16 protein-coding genes are annotated in these 17,571 nt (G+C 59.7%); 4 read left to right on the forward strand and 12 right to left on the reverse strand.

From position 1 onward, the window contains the following. The first annotated feature begins 30 nt into the window (after window positions 1-30). Both KJY40_RS09760 and KJY40_RS09765 read left to right on the forward strand, forming a co-directional pair. Window positions 31-519, forward strand: a complete 489-nt coding sequence (locus tag KJY40_RS09760) for a hypothetical protein (RefSeq protein ID WP_230736413.1) — start codon at window positions 31-33, stop codon at window positions 517-519. After that, window positions 519-935 carry a hypothetical protein gene (locus tag KJY40_RS09765; RefSeq protein WP_230736415.1) on the forward strand — a complete coding sequence of 139 codons (417 nt, stop codon included), beginning with the start codon at window positions 519-521 and terminating at the stop codon, window positions 933-935. Before KJY40_RS09760 ends, KJY40_RS09765 begins: the two co-directional genes overlap by 1 nt. Before the next feature lie 87 nt (window positions 936-1,022). On the opposite strand, the gene KJY40_RS09770 is transcribed toward KJY40_RS09765, so the two are convergent. Both KJY40_RS09770 and KJY40_RS09775 read right to left on the reverse strand, forming a co-directional pair. Further along, window positions 1,023-2,813 carry a bifunctional diguanylate cyclase/phosphodiesterase gene (locus KJY40_RS09770; RefSeq protein ID WP_179692185.1) on the reverse strand — a complete coding sequence of 597 codons (1,791 nt, stop codon included), beginning with the start codon at window positions 2,811-2,813 and terminating at the stop codon, window positions 1,023-1,025. A 134-nt stretch (window positions 2,814-2,947) separates the two neighbouring features. Beyond that, window positions 2,948-5,032 carry a carboxy terminal-processing peptidase gene (locus tag KJY40_RS09775; RefSeq protein ID WP_164872133.1) on the reverse strand — a complete coding sequence of 695 codons (2,085 nt, stop codon included), beginning with the start codon at window positions 5,030-5,032 and terminating at the stop codon, window positions 2,948-2,950. Window positions 5,033-5,213: 181 nt separating this feature from the next. Between KJY40_RS09775 and KJY40_RS09780 the strand changes: the two genes are divergently transcribed. Beyond that, entirely contained in the window at window positions 5,214-6,176 is a 963-nt protein-coding gene (locus tag KJY40_RS09780; protein WP_230736417.1) for a zinc-binding dehydrogenase, read from the forward strand. 45 nt (window positions 6,177-6,221) lie between these two features. Here the strand turns inward: KJY40_RS09780 and KJY40_RS09785 are convergent, their stop codons facing one another. The 6 genes from KJY40_RS09785 to KJY40_RS09810 all read right to left on the reverse strand — a co-directional run bounded on the left by KJY40_RS09785 (window position 6,222) and on the right by KJY40_RS09810 (window position 11,576). Beyond that, entirely contained in the window at window positions 6,222-6,875 is a 654-nt protein-coding gene (locus KJY40_RS09785; protein WP_230736419.1) for an HAD family hydrolase, read from the reverse strand. A 34-nt stretch (window positions 6,876-6,909) separates the two neighbouring features. Continuing rightward, window positions 6,910-7,899: an ABC transporter ATP-binding protein gene (locus KJY40_RS09790; RefSeq protein WP_007960200.1), complete on the reverse strand. Its 990-nt coding sequence runs from the start codon at window positions 7,897-7,899 to the stop codon at window positions 6,910-6,912. Then, a complete protein-coding gene (locus tag KJY40_RS09795; protein WP_230736421.1) occupies window positions 7,896-8,696 on the reverse strand; it encodes an ABC transporter permease in 801 nt (266 codons plus the stop codon). Before KJY40_RS09795 ends, KJY40_RS09790 begins: the two co-directional genes overlap by 4 nt. Further along, window positions 8,683-9,519 (reverse strand): ABC transporter permease, encoded by an 837-nt coding sequence (locus tag KJY40_RS09800; RefSeq protein ID WP_197869673.1) that lies wholly within the window; start codon window positions 9,517-9,519, stop codon window positions 8,683-8,685. Before KJY40_RS09800 ends, KJY40_RS09795 begins: the two co-directional genes overlap by 14 nt. A gap of 5 nt (window positions 9,520-9,524) precedes the next feature. Then, window positions 9,525-10,331: an alkaline phosphatase family protein gene (locus KJY40_RS09805; protein ID WP_102688264.1), complete on the reverse strand. Its 807-nt coding sequence runs from the start codon at window positions 10,329-10,331 to the stop codon at window positions 9,525-9,527. Between the two features lie 180 nt (window positions 10,332-10,511). Beyond that, the gene (locus KJY40_RS09810) at window positions 10,512-11,576 is read right to left on the reverse strand and encodes an ABC transporter substrate-binding protein (RefSeq protein ID WP_230736423.1); all 1,065 of its coding nucleotides are present in this window, start codon (window positions 11,574-11,576) and stop codon (window positions 10,512-10,514) included. 351 nt (window positions 11,577-11,927) lie between these two features. Here KJY40_RS09810 and KJY40_RS09815 point away from each other — a divergent pair, with 351 nt between their 5' ends. Further along, window positions 11,928-12,641 (forward strand): UTRA domain-containing protein, encoded by a 714-nt coding sequence (locus tag KJY40_RS09815; RefSeq protein ID WP_085701120.1) that lies wholly within the window; start codon window positions 11,928-11,930, stop codon window positions 12,639-12,641. A 368-nt stretch (window positions 12,642-13,009) separates the two neighbouring features. Here the strand turns inward: KJY40_RS09815 and KJY40_RS09820 are convergent, their stop codons facing one another. The 4 genes from KJY40_RS09820 to KJY40_RS09835 form a co-directional block, all read right to left on the reverse strand. Further along, window positions 13,010-15,169: a mechanosensitive ion channel family protein gene (locus KJY40_RS09820; protein WP_230736424.1), complete on the reverse strand. Its 2,160-nt coding sequence runs from the start codon at window positions 15,167-15,169 to the stop codon at window positions 13,010-13,012. 76 nt (window positions 15,170-15,245) lie between these two features. After that, on the reverse strand, window positions 15,246-15,422 hold the full coding sequence (locus KJY40_RS09825; RefSeq protein ID WP_230736426.1) for a hypothetical protein: 177 nt from the start codon (window positions 15,420-15,422) through the stop codon (window positions 15,246-15,248). Window positions 15,423-15,554: 132 nt separating this feature from the next. Continuing rightward, complete coding sequence (locus tag KJY40_RS09830; RefSeq protein WP_230736429.1) at window positions 15,555-16,844, reverse strand: M18 family aminopeptidase; 1,290 nt, start codon at window positions 16,842-16,844, stop codon at window positions 15,555-15,557. Window positions 16,845-16,912: 68 nt separating this feature from the next. After that, window positions 16,913-17,548, reverse strand: a complete 636-nt coding sequence (locus KJY40_RS09835) for an RluA family pseudouridine synthase (protein WP_230736431.1) — start codon at window positions 17,546-17,548, stop codon at window positions 16,913-16,915. Window positions 17,549-17,571 lie beyond the last annotated feature (23 nt).

The following is a 17,571-nucleotide window of genomic DNA, read 5'->3' on the forward strand; positions in this document are numbered from 1 at the left end:
TCTTGGGATGTTAGTATTGTTTGATATTTGTTGAATAAGAAAGTGGTTTTAAGAGGAGTTGGTGTTGTGGTTGAGCTGAGTCGTAAAATTTGTTTTTTATTAAGGGTTTTGTTTTGTTGTAAAGGTATAGGGGTGTTTGTGAAGCAAAGGGCGAAGTTTCAGTTTCAGGAAGTTGAAGAGTCTGCAAATAATAAACAAGAGTTAAATGAGGAGGCTGCTGCTAAAGTTAAAAAGTTCCGAGGTGTTCACAGCTCTCGCTTTTTGAGTCACAAAGCACAGATGAATGCATATAACGAGGCAATGACAAGAGAATCCAGAAAAATGCCTCGCTTCACGGGAGAGGATAGGCTGGGGAATCTGGTGGTGAGGATGGAGACAGACAATATAGGTGAAGGATATGAGCCAAATCCTGCAGATCCATCTGATCCACGCTACATTGCTGAAATGAACGGCTTTGAAATGAAATTTGATTTCGAGACGCTAAAGCCTTGGGCTCTTTATCCAATAGAGAAAGCATAATGTTGATGCATCCTTATCTTGATATTCCTTATCGTCCAAGGTTGTCACACTTTCTCGGCGGGTTTGATACATATGATCGCGAGGAGAGCTTGGGTGAGACGCTGGCTGCGTACGATCCTGAGGATCCATCAGACAGAAGTATTTTAATCTCCAGGTACGTAATCCAGCGGTTTTCGAAACTGAGCTATCGGCATAAATTCGTTTTGTTTGCCGTATTGGGAGAGGCGCTTGAAAAAGGTAGTGATGTCTTTCAAGAGGTGCTGGAGCATGACCCATACTCTCACTCCTTGTTACCAGACGGCTGGGACGAGATGAGTGATCCAAAGGCGTTTTTTGAAAGTATGTACTTTCAGTTGTCCGAAGCGTGGATGGACGAGCTTTACAAGGCCAGCCAAGAAGACGCATCAACTTGGTAACTGCGACTTGGTACTCGCTGCGATTTTGTAAGATTTGGGGAATTCATAGGGTGAAAATTTAATTGCACGAGATTCGGTTATGTTGAATCACCGATGTCCGAGTGTAAGTGCTTCTGCAGGTGGCTGCGCGAACAGACTATCAATCAAATGCACACTATACCCCGGAACATTCTTCGCATGATGCTTCGCCTGCGAAGCCATTTCCGCCAATTGACTCGCATCCAGTTGCGCACACGCTTCAGGATGCAAATGCACCACGCCAATGGACAATGACAGCAACGGAAACTCCTGGCGAATACCCTGACGATTCGGCGCAACAAAACACCCAGCTTCCAGGTGTTCTGGACGGTAGAAGCGCCGACATTGGCTCTGGAAATCATCAAGCAACTGATTCAGCCGTTTGCGCCAATCCTCCGGGCCGAGCACCAGCAGAAAATCATCCCCACCAATATGCCCGACGAAATCGCGGGACGGGTCGACGCGTTCGTTGAGGCATTGCGCCAGACACAGCAGCACCTCATCCCCACGCCCATACCCATAGATATCGTTGAAGGGTTTGAAGCTGTCGATGTCGACATAACAAATGACCGACTCGCGCCCCTGTTGCAAAAGGCGGGTGAGGCATTGCTGAATCGGCACATTCCCCGGCAGCAAGGTCAGCGGATTGGCATAGCGGGCCTGTTGGATTTTCAGTTCGGTAATCAGTTTGAGCACGTCAATCACCCGACCCAGGCCCAGGTAGCTGCCGTTGAGGGTGATGATGAAATCTTCTTCGATGCGTTGCCGGGCGCGGCTGGTGATCAGGCGGCTGACCTGTTGCAGGGACTGGCTCATTTCGACGGCGAGGAAGTCGTCGTTCATCAGGCGGCTGATCGGTTTGCGGGCGAACAGGTCGGTGGCGAACGGTTTGAGCAGCGCATCGGATAACGAGTGACGATGAACGATCCCGCACGGCTGACCCTGTTCGTCGAGCACCGCGAGCGAGTTCAGGTTGGCCTGGCGGCGGAAGGCTTCCAGTACGGTGGCGGTCGGCGTGTCGCGATTCACGGCGGGTTGATCGTTGAGCAGGGCGCTGAGGTCGCTGCCTTCATCGTTCAGTGCAACGGCGCTGCTGTCGTGTTTGGGCATCAAGGCGCGGGCATCGCGCGGCGGGTGTTCCTGAGGGCGGCCGAGCAGGTAACCCTGCACCAGATCGACACCCATCTCGGTCAGCACTGCCAGTTCTTCCGGCAACTCGATGCCTTCGGCGATTACCTGTGCCCGCGAGGCCTTGGCGATTTGCAGGATCGATCCGACGAACTCACGCTTCAACGCGTCCTGATGAATGCCGTCGATGAAGTGTCGGTCGATCTTCACGTAATCCGGCCGCAGCTCCGACCACAGGCGTAGGCTCGAATAACCAGCCCCAAGATCATCGAGGGCAATCGAAAACCCCATGGCTCGATAGTGATGCAGCGCAGTTTGCAGCAACTGGAAATCATCGATCGGCGTCTGTTCGGTGAGTTCGATGACCACCTGGCTCGGTGGAATTCCAAAATCCTGCAGCAACTGCAGAGTACGCCCCGGCTGATGCGCCGCTTCGAGCAGGGATTCCGGAGAGACGTTGAGAAACAGCTTGCCCGGCAATTGCTGTTCGTTGAAACGACGACAGGCACTTTGCCGGCAGGCGATTTCCAGTTCGCTCAGGCGTCCGGCCTGGCGGGCCACGGCGAACAAGGCGATGGGGGAGTGCAGCGGGCTGTTGGACGGGCCGCGGGTCAGGGCTTCGTAGCCGAGAATGCGCCGTTCGGAGAGGCAAATGATCGGCTGGAACAGGCTGTGTAAACCGCTTTGAGTCAGGATCGAGCTCAAGGCACTCAGCTGTTCGGTCGTGGTCATGGCAATCTCTGGCGATAAAAAAAGGACTGGGAGCGTTCTCCATGAAGAGAACAGCTCCCAGTCCTTTATTGCACGACAGAATGATGACTGTTTGATGACGATCCGGGGATCGTCAGCATTAAATTGCCATCACCTTACTTCTTTGCGACCTGGTTGCTCAGCTTCAGGTAATCCAGCAGTACGCGCCCGGTCTCGCTCAGGTAGGCGTCGTCTTCCGGTTTGACCTTGTCCGGCTCGGCGGCTGCCAGGGCGTCGTCGTCTTCTTTCTTCAGCTCTTTGAGCGGTTCTTCGCCTTTGGCCTTGCGACGGATGTTCTCCATCGCCAGTTGCTTGGCGTCGATGTCGGCGTGCTGGGCACGGCGTTCGGCTTCATTGAGGCTGACGGTTTTTTCTTCCAGCAGCTTCTGCGCCAGGGCCAGCTTGTCGCGGATGAACACGAACTCCGCGTCCTTCGCGGAACGGCTGTCATGCTCGGATTTCAGCTGGGCCAGGTACGGCTTGAACGGGTCGCTCGCCGGTTTGATCGCCGCGCGGATGGTGTCCCACGGCATGGCTTCCGGCAGGGCGCTTTCGCCGATTTCCTTGGTGTCGATGATCGACGGGTAATCGATGTCCGGCAGTACGCCCTGATGTTGGGTGCTCTGACCGGAAACCCGGTAGAACTTGGCCAGGGTCAGTTTCAGTTCGCCATGGTTCAGCGGCTGAATGGTCTGCACGGTTCCTTTGCCGAAGGTCTGGCCACCGATGATCAGCGCACGGTGATAGTCCTGCATGGCGCCGGCGAAGATTTCCGAAGCCGAGGCGGACAGACGGTTGACCAGCAGCGCCATCGGGCCTTTGTAGAACGCGCCCGGGTTTTCATCCTCAAGTACATCGACCCGGCCATCGGCGTTACGCACGAGCACGGTAGGGCCCTTGTCGATGAACAGGCTGGTCAGCTCGGTGGCTTCCTGCAGGGAACCGCCGCCGTTGTTGCGCAGGTCGATGACCACGCCGTCGACTTTCTCTTTCTGCAGCTCGGTCAGCAGCTTCTTGACGTCGCGAGTGGTGCTCTTGTAGTCAGGATCGCCGGCACGGAAGGCCTTGAAGTCGAGGTAGAACGCCGGAATCTCGATCACGCCGAGCTTGTAGTCGCGGCCGTCCTGTTTCAGGTTCAGCACGGACTTCTTCACGGCCTGGTCTTCGAGCTTCACCGCTTCGCGGGTAATCGGCACGATCTTGCTGGTCTGGTCGTTCGGCGCATTGCTGGCCGGGATGACTTCCAGGCGCACCACGGTGCCTTTCGGACCACGGATCAGCTTGACCACTTCGTCCAGACGCCAGCCGACCACGTCGACCATCTCTTTGTTGCCCTGGGCAACGCCGATGATCTTGTCGGCCGGAGCAACCTGTTTGGTCTTGTCGGCCGGGCCTGCCGGCACCAGACGCACGACTTTCACCTGGTCGTTGTCGCTCTGCAACACGGCGCCGATGCCTTCGAGGGACAGGCTCATGTTGATGTCGAAGTTCTCCGCGTTATCCGGCGACAGATAGTTGGTGTGCGGATCGTAAGACATGGCGAAGGTGTTGATGTACGCCTGGAAGATGTCTTCGGCGCGGGTCTGGTCCAGACGCGCCAGTTGATTCTTGTAGCGCTTGGTCAGGGTTTCCTGGATCTGCTTCGGCTCTTTGCCGGCGATCTTCTGCCGCAGCACTTCGTCCTTGACGCGTTTGCGCCACAGGTCATCGAGTTCGGCGGTGGACTTGAGCCACGGAGCGTCCTTGCGATCGATCAGCAAGGTTTCCCGAGTGGTGAAGTCCATCTTGTCGACGCCTTTGTTCAGCTCGGCAAGGGCGAAGTCCAGACGCGCCTTCACGCGGTCCAGGTAGCGCTTGTAGATGGTGAACCCGGCGTTGAGGTCGCCGCTCTTGAGGAAGTCGTCGAACTGGGTCTTCCACTTGTCGAATTCGGCGATGTCGCTGGCCATGAAGTAGCTGCGCGACGGGTCGAGCAGCTTGATGTAGCTGTCGTAGATGATCACCGAGCGCGCATCGTCGAGCGGCGGCTTGCTGTAGTGGTGACGCTTGAGCAACTCGACGACGTTCAGACTGGCGATCACTTCGTCGCGATCAGGCTGCAACTTGTCCCAGCTGTTGGCTGCGAATGTGGTGCCCGACACCGGCAACAGACCGATACCGATGAAAAGAGCGAGGGCGGTGCTGGGGAGCAGATGCTTCATGCTGATTCGACGCGGGGACAATTGATAACGCATATTAGGCCGTCTTTGAAGTCGCCGGTACCTCTACGCTCTGTACGATAACTGTTGTTCAGCGTTCGTTCAGACCCCAGGGCCGGTCGCATAATGCAAAAAGCCCGGCGCTACAGCTTCGGGCTCAGTCCAGACTCACTATGGAGGCACTGTGAAGGCATTGCAAGGCGTTGAAGGTCAAGTGGCATGGGTTGATGAACCAAGTCCTACATGTGATGTAGGACAAGTTCGCATCCGAGTGGCGGCAGCGGGCCTCAATCGCGCGGATTTATTACAGAAAGCCGGACTTTATCCACCCCCTCCGGGTGCCAGCCAGGTGCTGGGTCTTGAGTGTTCCGGGGTGATCTGCGAGGTCGGCGCAGGCTCGTCCTGGCAGGTTGGTGACCGGGTCTGCGCCTTGCTGGCCGGGGGCGGGATGGCGCAAGAGGTGGTCGTCGACGGACGGCATGTGCTGCCGGTTCCGGAAGGTGTATCGCTGATTGAGGCCGCTGCCTTGCCCGAGGTGTACGCGACCGTCTGGCTGAATGTGTTTCAACTTGCGGCGCTCAAACCGGGTGAGAAAGTTCTTCTGCATGCCGGGGCCAGTGGCATCGGCTCAGCCGCCATTCAACTGTGCAAGGCTTTCGGCAATCCATGCTGGGTCAGCGTCGGCTCGGCTGAGCGACTGGCCTACTGCGAATCGCTGGGTGCACAGGGCGGGGTGGTTCGCACCGACGATCTGGAAAGCCTGCGGGATTTCGGGCCGTTCGATGTGATTCTGGATCCGGTGGGCGGCAACTATTCGGCGTTGAACCTCAAGTTGATGGCTCAGGACGGCCGCTGGGTGCTGATCGGCCTGATGGGCGGCCGCGAGGCAAAACTGGATCTGGCCCAGGTATTGGCCAAGCGCGTGCAACTGCTGGGTTCGACCCTGCGCAGCCGTGACGATCAGTTCAAGGCTGACCTGTTCAGCGATCTGAGCCAGCACGTGTGGCCACTGTTTTCCGAAGGGCGCTTGAAGCCGCAACTGGCCAAGGCGTTCCCGGTCAAGGATGCCGAGGCAGCGTTCGCCGAGCTGGCGAGCAACACCGTGGCAGGGAAGCTGGTACTGGTGATCGACGAAAGCCTGAGCTGATCATCGATGCTTGTGGGAGCAGGGCTGCTCCCACAGGACAATCGCTTACTTCCAGAGGTGAATCGGCCAGCCGGATTTTTCGGCCTGCTCGCGTAACACCGGATCCGGATTGACCACATGCGGGTAATCCACCTTCAGCAGCAGCGGCAGATCATTGCGTGAGTCGGAGTAGAAACTCGCGCCCTCAAGGTTTTCCTCTTCGGCGTCCAGCCATTCCAGCAAGCGGGTGATCTTGCCTTCGCGGTAGGTCAGGGTGCCCACGGTGTGGCCGCTGTACACGCCATGCGCCACTTCCAGTTCGATCCCCAGCACCTCATCGATGCCCAGCCGTTCGGCAATAGGTTTGACCAGGTGCGTGCCCGAGGCCGAGATCACCAGAATCCGGTCACCGGCCTTGCGGTGGGCGGCGATGGTTTTGGTGGCATCGCTGAAGATGATCGGTTCGATGAAGTCTTCCACCCACGGCCCGACCAGATGCTCGACTTCTTCCGGGGTGCGGCCGATCAGCGGTTCGAGGCTGAAGTCCATGTAGTCTTCCATGCGCAACTTGCCATGGCTGTAGGCGTCCATCAGCTCGTTGTTCCTGCGCATGAACGACTCGGGATCGACCCAGCCCAGGCGCCCCATCTGCTCGCTCCAGAGGGTGGCGCAGTCGCCGTGGATCAGGGTTTCGTCCAGATCAAAAATTGCCAGGGCCATCAGTTCAGTTCCCTCTTGGGTGTCAGCAAAGTCATCAGGCTACCTCACACAGGGCGGTGGGATCGATGGAAAGTGACAGGCGCTGACCGTCGGGATGCAGATCCGCCGCCGAGCGGTTGAGCACATCCACCACCAGTTCCACGCCCCGGGCTTCGACGCGGTAGCGAATCACGTTGCCCAGCAGGCTGTGGCTGCGGATTTGTGCGTCGGGCTCACCGTTTAGGCTCAGCTCGATAGCCTCCGGGCGAATCGCGATGCGGTGGTTGATCGGCCGCTGCAACAGCTTCGACGCACTCTCGGCATCCAGCAGGTTGTAGTTGCCGATGAAGCCGGCGGCGAACACGTCGACCGGCGCGGTGTAGAGGGTTTCGGCATCGCCGCTCTGTACGATCTTTCCCTGATTCATCAGGAAAATCCGGTCAGACATGGTCAGGGCTTCTTCCTGATCGTGTGTGACGAAGATCGTGGTCAGGCCGAGTTCGCGCTGGATCTGACGGATCTGTTCGCGCAGGTGTTTGCGAATCCGCGCGTCGAGGGCCGACAGCGGTTCATCCAGCAGCAACAGGCGCGGACGGGTGACCAGCGAGCGGGCGAGGGCGACACGCTGGCACTGACCACCGGACAGTTGATGCGGATAGCGACTGGCGAAATCGTTGAGTTCAACCAGTTTCAACACTTCGGCAACCCGCTTGTGGCTGTCGTCGGCGTTGACCTTTTGCATGCGCAAACCGAAGGCGACGTTCTGTTCGACGGTCATGTTGGGGAACAGCGCGTAGCTCTGGAACACCATGCCGATCCCGCGTTTCTGCGGGGTGAGCGGCACGATATCGACGCCATCGAGCAGAATCTTGCCGCCATCCACTGGCGTCAGACCGGCGATGCAACGCAGCAGGGTGGATTTGCCGCAACCGGACGGGCCGAGCAGGGTGACGAATTCACCCTTCTGGATTTCGCAGTTGATGTCGCTGAACACCGTGGTGCCCGCGTAGTTTTTTTGCAGGTGTTGGACGCTGACATAGCTCATTCGCTTTTGTCCTTGTTCAAGATGTTGGCGACCCAGGTCAGGACCAGCACGAAAAAGAAGTAGGAGATCACCAGTGCGCTGGTGAAGTGGCCACTGCTGTTGCGCATGTTGTTGAGGTAGACCTGCAGGGTTTCGTAGCGGGTGCCGACCAGGATGTTGGCGAACACGAACTCACCGAACAGGAACGAGAACGACAGCAGCAACGCGACCATCAGGCCTTTGCGCAGGTTCGGCAGCACCACCAGGAAGGCTGCCTGAAAAGTGCTGGCGCCGAGCAGTTGGGCGGCGTCCATCAGGTCGCGCAGGTTGATCGCTTGCAGGTTGTTGGTGATCGCCCGGTACATGAACGGCAGCGCCACGGTGAAGTAGCAACCGATCAGGATCCACGGTGTTCCGACCATCGCAAACGGCCCGGAACCGTAGAGTTGCAACAGGCCCACCGACGACACCACCGGCGGCACCGCGAAGGGCAGCAGGATCAGGATGTTCATCAGCGCATCGAGTTTCGGGAAGTGGTAATGCACCACGAACAGCAGCGGCAGGATCAGCACCACCGACAGAATCAGCGCGCCGACGCACACCAGCAGCGATTGGCCGAAGGCGTGCAGAAAGCGCGGATCGCTCCACAGCTGGATGTACCACTTGAAGGTGAAACCGCTGGGCAGGATGGTGGCCGACCAACTGCTGGCGATCGAGTAAATCAGTGTGCCCACCAGCGGCAGCAGCAGGATAGCGAACAGCAGATAGACCACGACGCGGTGGTAGACGCCGGTCGGACCGGATTCAGCGCGAGACATGGTAGCTCCTCTTCAGCAGCAGTTGATGCACGACGGTCACCAGGGTCATCAGCGCCACCAGCACCACGGCCAGGGCACTGGCCAGGTTCGGATCGAGAGAAATGTCGCCGGACACCATCGCCGCAATGCGGATCGGCAATACGTTGAAGTTGCCGGTGGTCAGCGCGTAGACCGTGGCATAGGCGCCGAGGGCGTTGGCCAGCAGGATCACGAAGGTGCCGAGCAGGGCCGGGGTCAGCACCGGCAGGCCGATGTGACGCCAGAACTGCCAGCCGTCAGCGCCGAGCAGTGCGGCGGATTCACGCCAGTCTTCACGCAGGGCGTCGAATGCCGGGTACAGCAGCAACACGCCGAGGGGAATCTGGAAGTAGGTGTAGAGGATGATCAACCCGGTTTTCGAGTACAGGTTGAAGTCCTCGATGATCCCGGCCTGCTTCAACATGATGGTGATGCTGCCGTTGAAGCCGAGCAGGATGATGAACGCGAAGGCCAGAGGCACGCCGGCGAAGTTGCTGGTCATGTTGGCGAAGGCGTTGACGAAGTTGCGCAGCTTCGAATCGACCCGGCGCAGGGAGTAGGCGCCCAGCACCGCGATGATGATGCCGAACACACTCGACCAGAAACTGATTTCGAGGCTGTACTGGATCGCCTGCAGATAGAACTTCGAATTGAAGATCTTGCTGAAGTTGGCAAAGCCCCAACCGAATTCTTCCGATTGCAGGCTGTTGATCATCACCCAGATCAGCGGGGCGATTTCGAACACGATAAAGAACAGTGCGAAAGGCACCAGGCACAGGGCGGCCAGCCATTTACCGCGAGTCATTGAGTTCACTTGAGCAACTCCCGGCACACAGGTTTGTCATGGGGCACGCCGAGCAGTTCGCAGACGGTGCCGCAGATGTCGGTCTGCTTCGGCGTGGCGTCGGTGTTCAGGCTGAAGGCGTCACCGAGTACGAACAACGGCACCTGACGTTCTTCCGGCAGCAGGCCGTTGTGCGAGCGGTCGTTGTTCATGCCGTGGTCGGCGGTCACCAGCACCTGGCAACCGGCGTCGAGCCAGCCTTGCAGGTAGTCGGCGAGGATGATGTCGGCGCTGCGTGCGCTGTTGCGGTATTGCGGGGTGTCGAGGCCGTGCTTGTGCCCGGCGTCGTCGATGTTCATCGGATGGATCAGCAGAAAATCCGGGGCATGGCGCAGGCGCAGGTTTTCGGCGTCGGCGAACAGGTGCGAGTCCGGATAGTGATCGTTCCAGTAGAAGTGGCCATGCTGGATCGGTAGCGTCGGGTCATCGGTATGCCGATCCCGTGCTGCCACGAACGGCGAGCGGTTGTAGAGCTCACTGACCCAGTGGTACGCCGCAGCGGCGGTTTTCAGACCGGCATCGCGGGCGTAGTGATAGATGCTGCGCTGATTGGACAGGCGCGAGACGTTGTTGTGGACGATGCCGCTGTCGATCGGTGGCACGCCGGTGAGGATGCATTCATAAAGCGGTCGGGACAGGGCCGGCAGCTCGCACTCCAACTGGTAGAGCGCGGCGCGTCCTGCGCCGACATAAGCCTGCAGATGCCCCATGGCGTGACGCGCGACCTCGTAGTTGAGGCCGTCGAGCACGACAAGGATGACGGTGTGCTTCATAGGGGCAAAAACTCCGCGAAACAGAAAATTCAGGTTCAACCCGGATCCCCCTGTGGGAGCGGGCTTGCTCGCGAAAGCGGAGTGTCAGTCGATAATTTTTTGACTGATCCACCGCATTCGCGAGCAAGCCCGCTCCCACATTTGGATCTTCAGCAGATCACAAAAGGGTGATCAGCCGCTTTATTTCATCTCGACGATGACTTCTTCGTTCCACTTCTGCGGCAGGGCCTTGGAGGTTTTTTCCCACGCATCGGCGTCCTTGATCGGCGTGACTTTCTTGTACTGCTCGTTCGGCAGCAGTTTGGCTTTCACGTCTTCCGGCAGGGTCAGGTGTTCGGCGCGGATCGGGCGGGCGTTGCCACGGGCGAGGTTGGTCTGGCCGGCGTCGCTGAAGATGTATTCGCGGGTCAGCTTGGCGGCGTTCGGGTTCTTCGCGTATTTGTTGATGATGGTGGTGTAGCCGGAAATCACCGAGCCGTCGGACGGGATCAGCACCACGTAGTCATCCGGGTTGGCCATCTTGGCCTTGTAGCTCAGGCCGTTGAAGTCCCAGACCACGCCGACTTCGATCTCGCCTTTTTCCATGGTGGCGATGGTCGGGTTGGCCATCGACAGGCGACCCTGCTTGGCGATGTCTGCGAACAGCAGCAGGGCAGGCTGGAGGTTTTTCTCGTCGCCGCCGTTGGCCAGCGCAGCGGCGAGTACGCCGTTGGCAGCCTGGGCCGCGGTGCTCACGTCACCGATGGAGACCTTGTATTTGCCGCCCTTGAGGTCAGCCCATTTGGTCGGTACTTCGGAGCCGTGCAGCAGTTTCTTGTTGACGATGAAGGCGATGGTGCCGGTGTAGGCCAGTGCCCAGTTGCCGTCCTTGTCCTTGGCCCATGCAGGCACCTGATCCCAGGTGGTCGGCTTGTACGGTTGCACCACACCTTGCTTGACGGCGATCGGGCCGAAGGCCGCGCCGACGTCGCCGATGTCGGCGGTGGCGTTGTCTTTTTCAGCGGCGAACTTGGCGATTTCCTGGGCCGAGCTCATGTCGGTGTCGATGTGTTTCAGGCCGTAGTTCTTGGCCAGGTCTTCCCAGGTGCCTTTCCAGTTGGCCCAGTCATCGGGCATGCCGACGCTGTTCACGGCGCCTTCCGCTTTCGCAGCGGCTTCGAGGGTTTTCAGATCATCAGCCGCCATGGCGGCGGTGCACATGGCAATGGTCGAGCCTAACAGTGTTGCCAGGAAAAGCTGTTTCATTCCGAAGCTCCTTGGTCGTGTTCAACGCTGCGATTGCGGTTTGTGTTGGTCTAGGTCAGCAATACCTGAGCCAATGTAGGGGGGCTGGATGACACTTTGATGTCGGCGGATACCCGACCCGCGTTTTATTTCTCCGGTATCGACGGCTGCCCGGTAAGCGTAGACCACCCGCAAAGTCCCGGTGGGCAAGGGACTTGGCCGATGTATTGCAAGTTGTCAGGACGACCGTTCGGTAGTTTTGTCATCTCTCGGTCATCTGCACTGCCTAGGCTTGCAACACAACCAAACGGCGCGATTGCTGTGCAGTTTTGCCCCGAAACAGTGCTGGTCTAGTCCAGATAGGTAACGTTGATGCGCGATGAGGCAACAAAAGCGGTGACAGCGATTGGCCAGATCCTTCAGGAGCAGCTCGACCACGGGTTGCTGGCGGCGGGGAGCAAGTTGCCGGCCGAGCGCAAGCTCAGTGAGCTGTTCGGCACGACGCGGATTACGGTACGGGAAGCCTTGTTGCAACTGGAGGCGCAAGGGCAGATTTATCGCGAGGAGCGGCGGGGCTGGTTCGTGTCGCCGCCGCGTCTGGCTTACAACCTGATGCAGCGCAGTCACTTTCACGCGATGGTCAGTGCGCAGGGGCGGGTGCCGTCGACCGAGGTGATTTCGGCGCGGTTGCAGCCAGCGTCAGCGGCGGTCTGTGCGTGGTTGCAGTTGCCGGCGTTGTCGAGCGTGATTCAGATATGCCGGTCGCGGCGGATCGATGGGCGGCTGGTGTTGTATGTGGAGCATTATCTGAATCCGCAGTTTTTTCCGGGGATTCTGGAGTTTGATTTGAATCAGTCGATTACCGAGCTGTATGCGCGGCATTACGATTTGCATTATGGGCGGGTGCGGTTCGAGATTGTGCCTACGTCTTTATCGGTCGATGCGGCGGCGGCGTTGCGGGTTTCGGTGGGGAGTCCGGGGTTGAGGATTGCTCGGGTCAATTATGATCAGGCTGGGCGGTTGATTGATTGTGATCTGGAGTTTTGGCGGCATGATGCGATTCACGTTGGGGTTGATGTGGTTTGACCTTGGCGGCCGCTGGGCCGATCAGGTTTTGGGTTGACTGTGTACATATCCGTTGCTTCGGGTGTTGCGGCTGGCGGTTCCGCTCTTACAGCGGCTCACTTTTCCAGACGCCGAAAAGTAAGCAAAAGGCTTGGCCCCTGCGTTCGGCACCTCGCTGAGGCTCGGCGTCCCTTCGCTCCGGGATTTATCCGGGGGCATCGCCTACGGTTTGCTTCGCTGCACCTCCTCTCGATGCATGCGGCTGCGCCGCACGGTCGCTGCGCTCCCACCCCCGGATGAATCCCTCCACTCAGCCTTCCGATGGGGCCGGCACGTCAAAAGCGGTACTCGAGCTAACGCTCATCGTGGTGAGTGGTGGGGAGGTTGGGCTATTCCTGAGTCTGGCCACCACCGCCTGCGGTGATCACTTGCACATTCATCCTCGGTGTCGCGAGGTCCAGGCCGGCTTCATCCAAGTGCCGTTTCAGCGACAGATTGAACGCCCGTGAAACTTCCCACTGTTTGATCGGTGCAGTCTTGAACCTTGCGCGCAGTATCGCGTTGCCGGATTCGAAGCTTTCCACGCCTTGAAACTCCAGCGGTGACCAGATGTTGCGTCGTTGCAGTGGGTCGGTGCGCATTTTCTGGCCGACGTCGCGCATCAGTTTGATGGCTTCGTCGATGCTCATGTTGAACGGCACGGCCACGCGGAAGATGGCGTAGCCGAATTCGCGGGAGTAGTTTTTGATGCTTTTGATTTCGCTGAACGGGATGGTGTGGACGATGCCGTCGATGTCCCGCAGGCGGACGGTGCGGATGGTCAGGCCTTCGACGGTGCCGAGGTGGCCGCCGACGTCGACGTAGTCGTCAATGGCCAGGGAGTCTTCGATGATGATGAACAGGCCGGTGATCAGGTCCGCTACGAGTGACTGCGCGCCGAAACCGATGGCCAGGCCGATCACGCCGGCACCGGCCAGCAGGGGCGTGACGTTCATGCCCATGTTCGCGAGGGCGACGATCAGGGCGATGATGAAGATCGCCACGAACAGCACGTTGCGGATCAGCGGCATCATGGTCTGCGCGCGGGCGTTGGCCAGGCCTTTGCGGGAGCGGGTGAGGGCGTGGTGGACGGCGGTGTCGCTGAGGATCCAGATCAGCCAGGCGAAGATCAGCGTGCCGATCAGGCTGAACAGTTTGACGCTGACGTCGTGGCCTTCGCCTTCGGTGAAGCCGATCAGTGACATGCCCCAGACCCGCAGGCCGAGTTCGATGAAGGCCAGCCACACCAGCAAATGGGCGAGGGTGTAGAAGAAGCTTTTCAGGCGCTCGGAATACAACGCGTGGCGTTTCGGCCCGCGTTGGGGTTTGAGGGCGTGGCGGCGGACGAGGCCGTTGATGACCATGCACAACACCAGCAGCACGGTGCAGATCAGCGACTGGCGCAGGGCGGTGCTGGTGTCGCCGGCGGAGACGAAGGTGGCGAACAGGGAGATGCCCACCAGCACCAGCGCCGGGACGTACCAGAAGGTGCCGAGGATTTCGATGGTGTCGCTGAGGGCGCGGCGGGTCAGGCGGCGGGATAGCGGCTGGTTGCGGATCAGGTGGGCGATCGGCCGGCGGAAGCGCAGGATGAACAGGCCGGTCGACAGCGCCGCGAGGACATTGGCAACCGTAGCTGCGGTGTGGGCCAGGTGTACGCCGAGGCCGGCCACCAGTCGCGGATCGCTCAGGGCTTCACCGAAGGCGGCGAAGCTGCCGATCAGCCACAACGGCCGGAATGCCTGGTGACGCAGGATGTACAACGCGCGATGGCGGTGCGGGCCGTCGAGTACGGAGAAGGCGATCACGCAGATCGCCGAGAAACACGTGCCGACCACCAGCGCGTAAGCCAGCACCATCGCCAGGCTTTTGCCCAGTGACGAGGGCAGTGCGTAGCTCATGTAGACCGTGATCACCAACGCGATCAGCCATGGCCCGAGCTTGCGCAGGGCGAAGCGCAACATGTCGAGGGCTCGCGGGTTTTGCGGCAGTTCTTCGGTCAGGCCGAAGCGCATGCGTACCCGGTGGCCGAGCCAGATCAGTGCGGCGGCGAGCAGGCTCCAGACCGCGAGGATCACGGCGAAGGCGAAGATGATCGGCAGCCATTCACTGGCCGGCAGCATCAGGCCTTTGAGCTCGTCCTGAGCCATGTCGAATTCGGCGGACCAGCGATTGAGCGGGCTGTCGGCGCCGGTGAACTGTTTTTCGAAGGTGGCGAGGGTGCCGCCGATCAGTCCCAGCACACCTTCCTCGGGGCTGGCCTGGGCTTTTTTCGTGGCGTCACGCAGTTTTTTCAGGTCGGTCAGCAACTGGGCGCGTTGCTTGTCGTTTTCCAGCGACTTGATGACTTCGTCCAGCGACTGGCCGAGCGGTTCCTGAGCTTCGGGTTGAGCCTTGCCGGAACCCGTGAGCAGTCCCGGCAGACCGGCGGCGTCGGCCGGCGCCGACGACATCAGGGTCATCAGGCAGACGAGAAACAGGCAGGGCAGGGCAAAAAGACGAGCGAACACTAGGCGGTCAACCTCGCAAGGGGCGGATCGGGCGAGTGTACGAGCCCGCCAGATTCAATGCGAGCCGGGCGCGGATTTATTCGTTGAGTTTGGCGAGGATCTTGTAGACCACGGTGGCCAGGATCATCAGCATGCCGATCCACATGGCGAATACACCGGCGTTCCTGTCACGGAAGTTGAAGCCGATGGCCAGCAGAATCATTCCGCACAGGATGGGAATGAGCATGGAGTGGAACGCAGACATCGAGATCATGGCGACAGCCTTGTCGAAGGGAATGATTTAAGTCTAGGTGGGTTTTCGATGGACGGTGCTGATGTGTATCAGAAATGAGCCGGTTTTACAGGCCGGGGGATCGCAGCCGGAAGCTGCGATCCCGGCTGTGTTCTACGGCAGTTCGCGACTGGCGTAGAACGCGCTCAGCACTTTGACCAGGTGTGCCAGGTCGTGACTGCCGCACAGTTCGCGGATCGAGTGCATGCCGAAGGTCGGCAGGCCGATGTCGACCGTGCGCACGCCCAGGTGGCTGGCGGTGATCGGGCCGATGGTCGAGCCGCAGCCCATGTCGCTGCGCACCACGAAGCTTTGCACCGGCACTTCTTCAGCCATGCACAGATGACGGAAGAAGCCGGCGGTTTCGCTGTTGGTGGCGTAGCGTTGGTTGCTGTTGACCTTGATCACCGGGCCGGCGTTGAGTTTCGGGCCGTGGTTGGCATCGTGTTTCTCGGCGTAGTTCGGGTGCACGCCGTGGGCGTTGTCGGCCGAGACCAGCAGGGATTTCTGGATGGTGCGTACGAATTCGTCACCTTCGGGCAAAAGACGGCGCAGGGTCTGTTCCAGCATCGGGCCGTCGGCGCCGCAGGCCGAGCAGGAGCCGACTTCTTCGTGGTCGTTGCACACCAGCACGCAGGTTTCTTCGGTGTCGGCGGTCAGCAAGGCTTGCAGGCCGGCGTAGCACGACAGCAGGTTGTCGAGACGCGCGCCGGCGATGAAATCACCGTGCAGGCCGATGACCGCTGCGCTCTGGGTGTCGTAGAAACTCAGTTCGTAATCCAGCACCACGTCGGCGTTGAGGCCGTGTTCGCGGGCCAGTTGATCGGTGAGCACCGCGCGGAAGTCCACGCGCTCGTCACCGGCGAACTGCGCGAGAATCGGCGGCAGTTCGGTCTGGGCATTGATGGCCCAGCCCTGGTTGGCTTCACGGTTGAGGTGAATGGCCAGGTTGGGAATGATCGCGATCGGGGCCTTGAAGTCGATCAGCTGGCTTTCGACCTTGCCGTCACGACGGAAGGTGACGCGGCCGGCCAGCGACAGATCGCGGTCAAACCACGGTGCCAGCAGTGCGCCGCCATAAACTTCGACGCCCAGCTGCCAGAAACCCTGGCGTTGCAGTTCAGGTTGTGGCTTGACCCGCAGACACGGGCTGTCGGTGTGGGCGCCGACCAGACGGATGCCGTCGTGCAGCGGCGAGTTGCGGCCCATCTTGATCGCGACAATCGAGGAATCGTTACGGGTGACGTAGTAACGCCCATTGGCTTCGGTGTGCCAGGTTTCGCGCTCGTCGAGGCGCACATAACCGGCGGCCTCCAGGCGTTGAACAAGGCTGGCGGTGGCGTGGAACGGGGTGGGGGAGGCCTTGAGGAAGTCGATCAGGCCTTGGTTCAACTCTTCGCGCATAAGAAGCTCCAGACAGCAATGGGCGGGAGTTTAACGCATCGGCCTGATGCTTGGGACATTGTGCAGAGTCAGAAAGGCGCCGGGCATTCGAAGCGCAAACGTTCGCCGGTTTGAGGGTGCGTAAAGCTGAGCATGCTCGCGTGCAGGCACAAGCGAGGCCAGGCGGCGAGTGCTTGTTCGTGGGCATAGAGTCCGTCACCGAGCAGTGGGTGACCGATGGACAGCATGTGCACGCGCAACTGGTGCGAGCGGCCGGTGATCGGTGTGAGTTCGACGCGACACCAGTCGCCACAACGCTCCAGCACGCGCCAGAACGTCAGCGCGTGCTTGCCGAGTTCGTGATCGACCACGTGGCGCGGTTTGGTCGGCGGGTCGTAGCGCAACGGCAGGTCGATGCTGCCACTGTCCAGTTCCGGCTGGCCCCAGGCCAGGGCGGTGTAGGCCTTTTCGGTTTCGCGGTCGTGAAACTGGCGCGACAATTCGCGATGGGTATCGGCGTCGCGGGCCAGAAGAATGATCCCCGACGTTTCCCAGTCCAGGCGATGGACGATACGCGCTTCCGGGTAGCCGTTTTCCTGCAGGCGGGTGATCAGGCAGTCCTTGTTGTCGTCGGCCCGGCCGGGGACGGAGAGCAACAGGGTGGGTTTGTTCACCACCAGAACGGCGGCGTCCTGATGAATGATTTGGACGTTGGACAACGGCATTAAAACAGCCTCGTAACAAATGC

This window comes from Pseudomonas fitomaticsae, from assembly GCF_021018765.1.
Lineage (GTDB): Bacteria > Pseudomonadota > Gammaproteobacteria > Pseudomonadales > Pseudomonadaceae > Aquipseudomonas > Aquipseudomonas fitomaticsae.

What these genes read in the sequence shown, in the direction of transcription:
- KJY40_RS09765 (WP_230736415.1), top strand. Translation starts at nt 519, where the DNA reads ATGTTGATGCATCCTTATCTTGATATTCCTTATCGTCCAAGGTTGTCA.
- KJY40_RS09795 (WP_230736421.1), bottom strand. Translation starts at nt 8,696, where the DNA reads ATGTCTCGCGCTGAATCCGGTCCGACCGGCGTCTACCACCGCGTCGTG.
- KJY40_RS09800 (WP_197869673.1), bottom strand. Translation starts at nt 9,519, where the DNA reads ATGACTCGCGGTAAATGGCTGGCCGCCCTGTGCCTGGTGCCTTTCGCA.
- KJY40_RS09815 (WP_085701120.1), top strand. Translation starts at nt 11,928, where the DNA reads ATGCGCGATGAGGCAACAAAAGCGGTGACAGCGATTGGCCAGATCCTT.
- KJY40_RS09790 (WP_007960200.1), bottom strand. Translation starts at nt 7,899, where the DNA reads ATGAGCTATGTCAGCGTCCAACACCTGCAAAAAAACTACGCGGGCACC.
- KJY40_RS09805 (WP_102688264.1), bottom strand. Translation starts at nt 10,331, where the DNA reads ATGAAGCACACCGTCATCCTTGTCGTGCTCGACGGCCTCAACTACGAG.
- KJY40_RS09835 (WP_230736431.1), bottom strand. Translation starts at nt 17,548, where the DNA reads ATGCCGTTGTCCAACGTCCAAATCATTCATCAGGACGCCGCCGTTCTG.
- KJY40_RS09785 (WP_230736419.1), bottom strand. Translation starts at nt 6,875, where the DNA reads ATGGCCCTGGCAATTTTTGATCTGGACGAAACCCTGATCCACGGCGAC.
- KJY40_RS09830 (WP_230736429.1), bottom strand. Translation starts at nt 16,844, where the DNA reads ATGCGCGAAGAGTTGAACCAAGGCCTGATCGACTTCCTCAAGGCCTCC.
- KJY40_RS09775 (WP_164872133.1), bottom strand. Translation starts at nt 5,032, where the DNA reads ATGAAGCATCTGCTCCCCAGCACCGCCCTCGCTCTTTTCATCGGTATC.
- KJY40_RS09770 (WP_179692185.1), bottom strand. Translation starts at nt 2,813, where the DNA reads ATGACCACGACCGAACAGCTGAGTGCCTTGAGCTCGATCCTGACTCAA.
- KJY40_RS09825 (WP_230736426.1), bottom strand. Translation starts at nt 15,422, where the DNA reads ATGATCTCGATGTCTGCGTTCCACTCCATGCTCATTCCCATCCTGTGC.
- KJY40_RS09810 (WP_230736423.1), bottom strand. Translation starts at nt 11,576, where the DNA reads ATGAAACAGCTTTTCCTGGCAACACTGTTAGGCTCGACCATTGCCATG.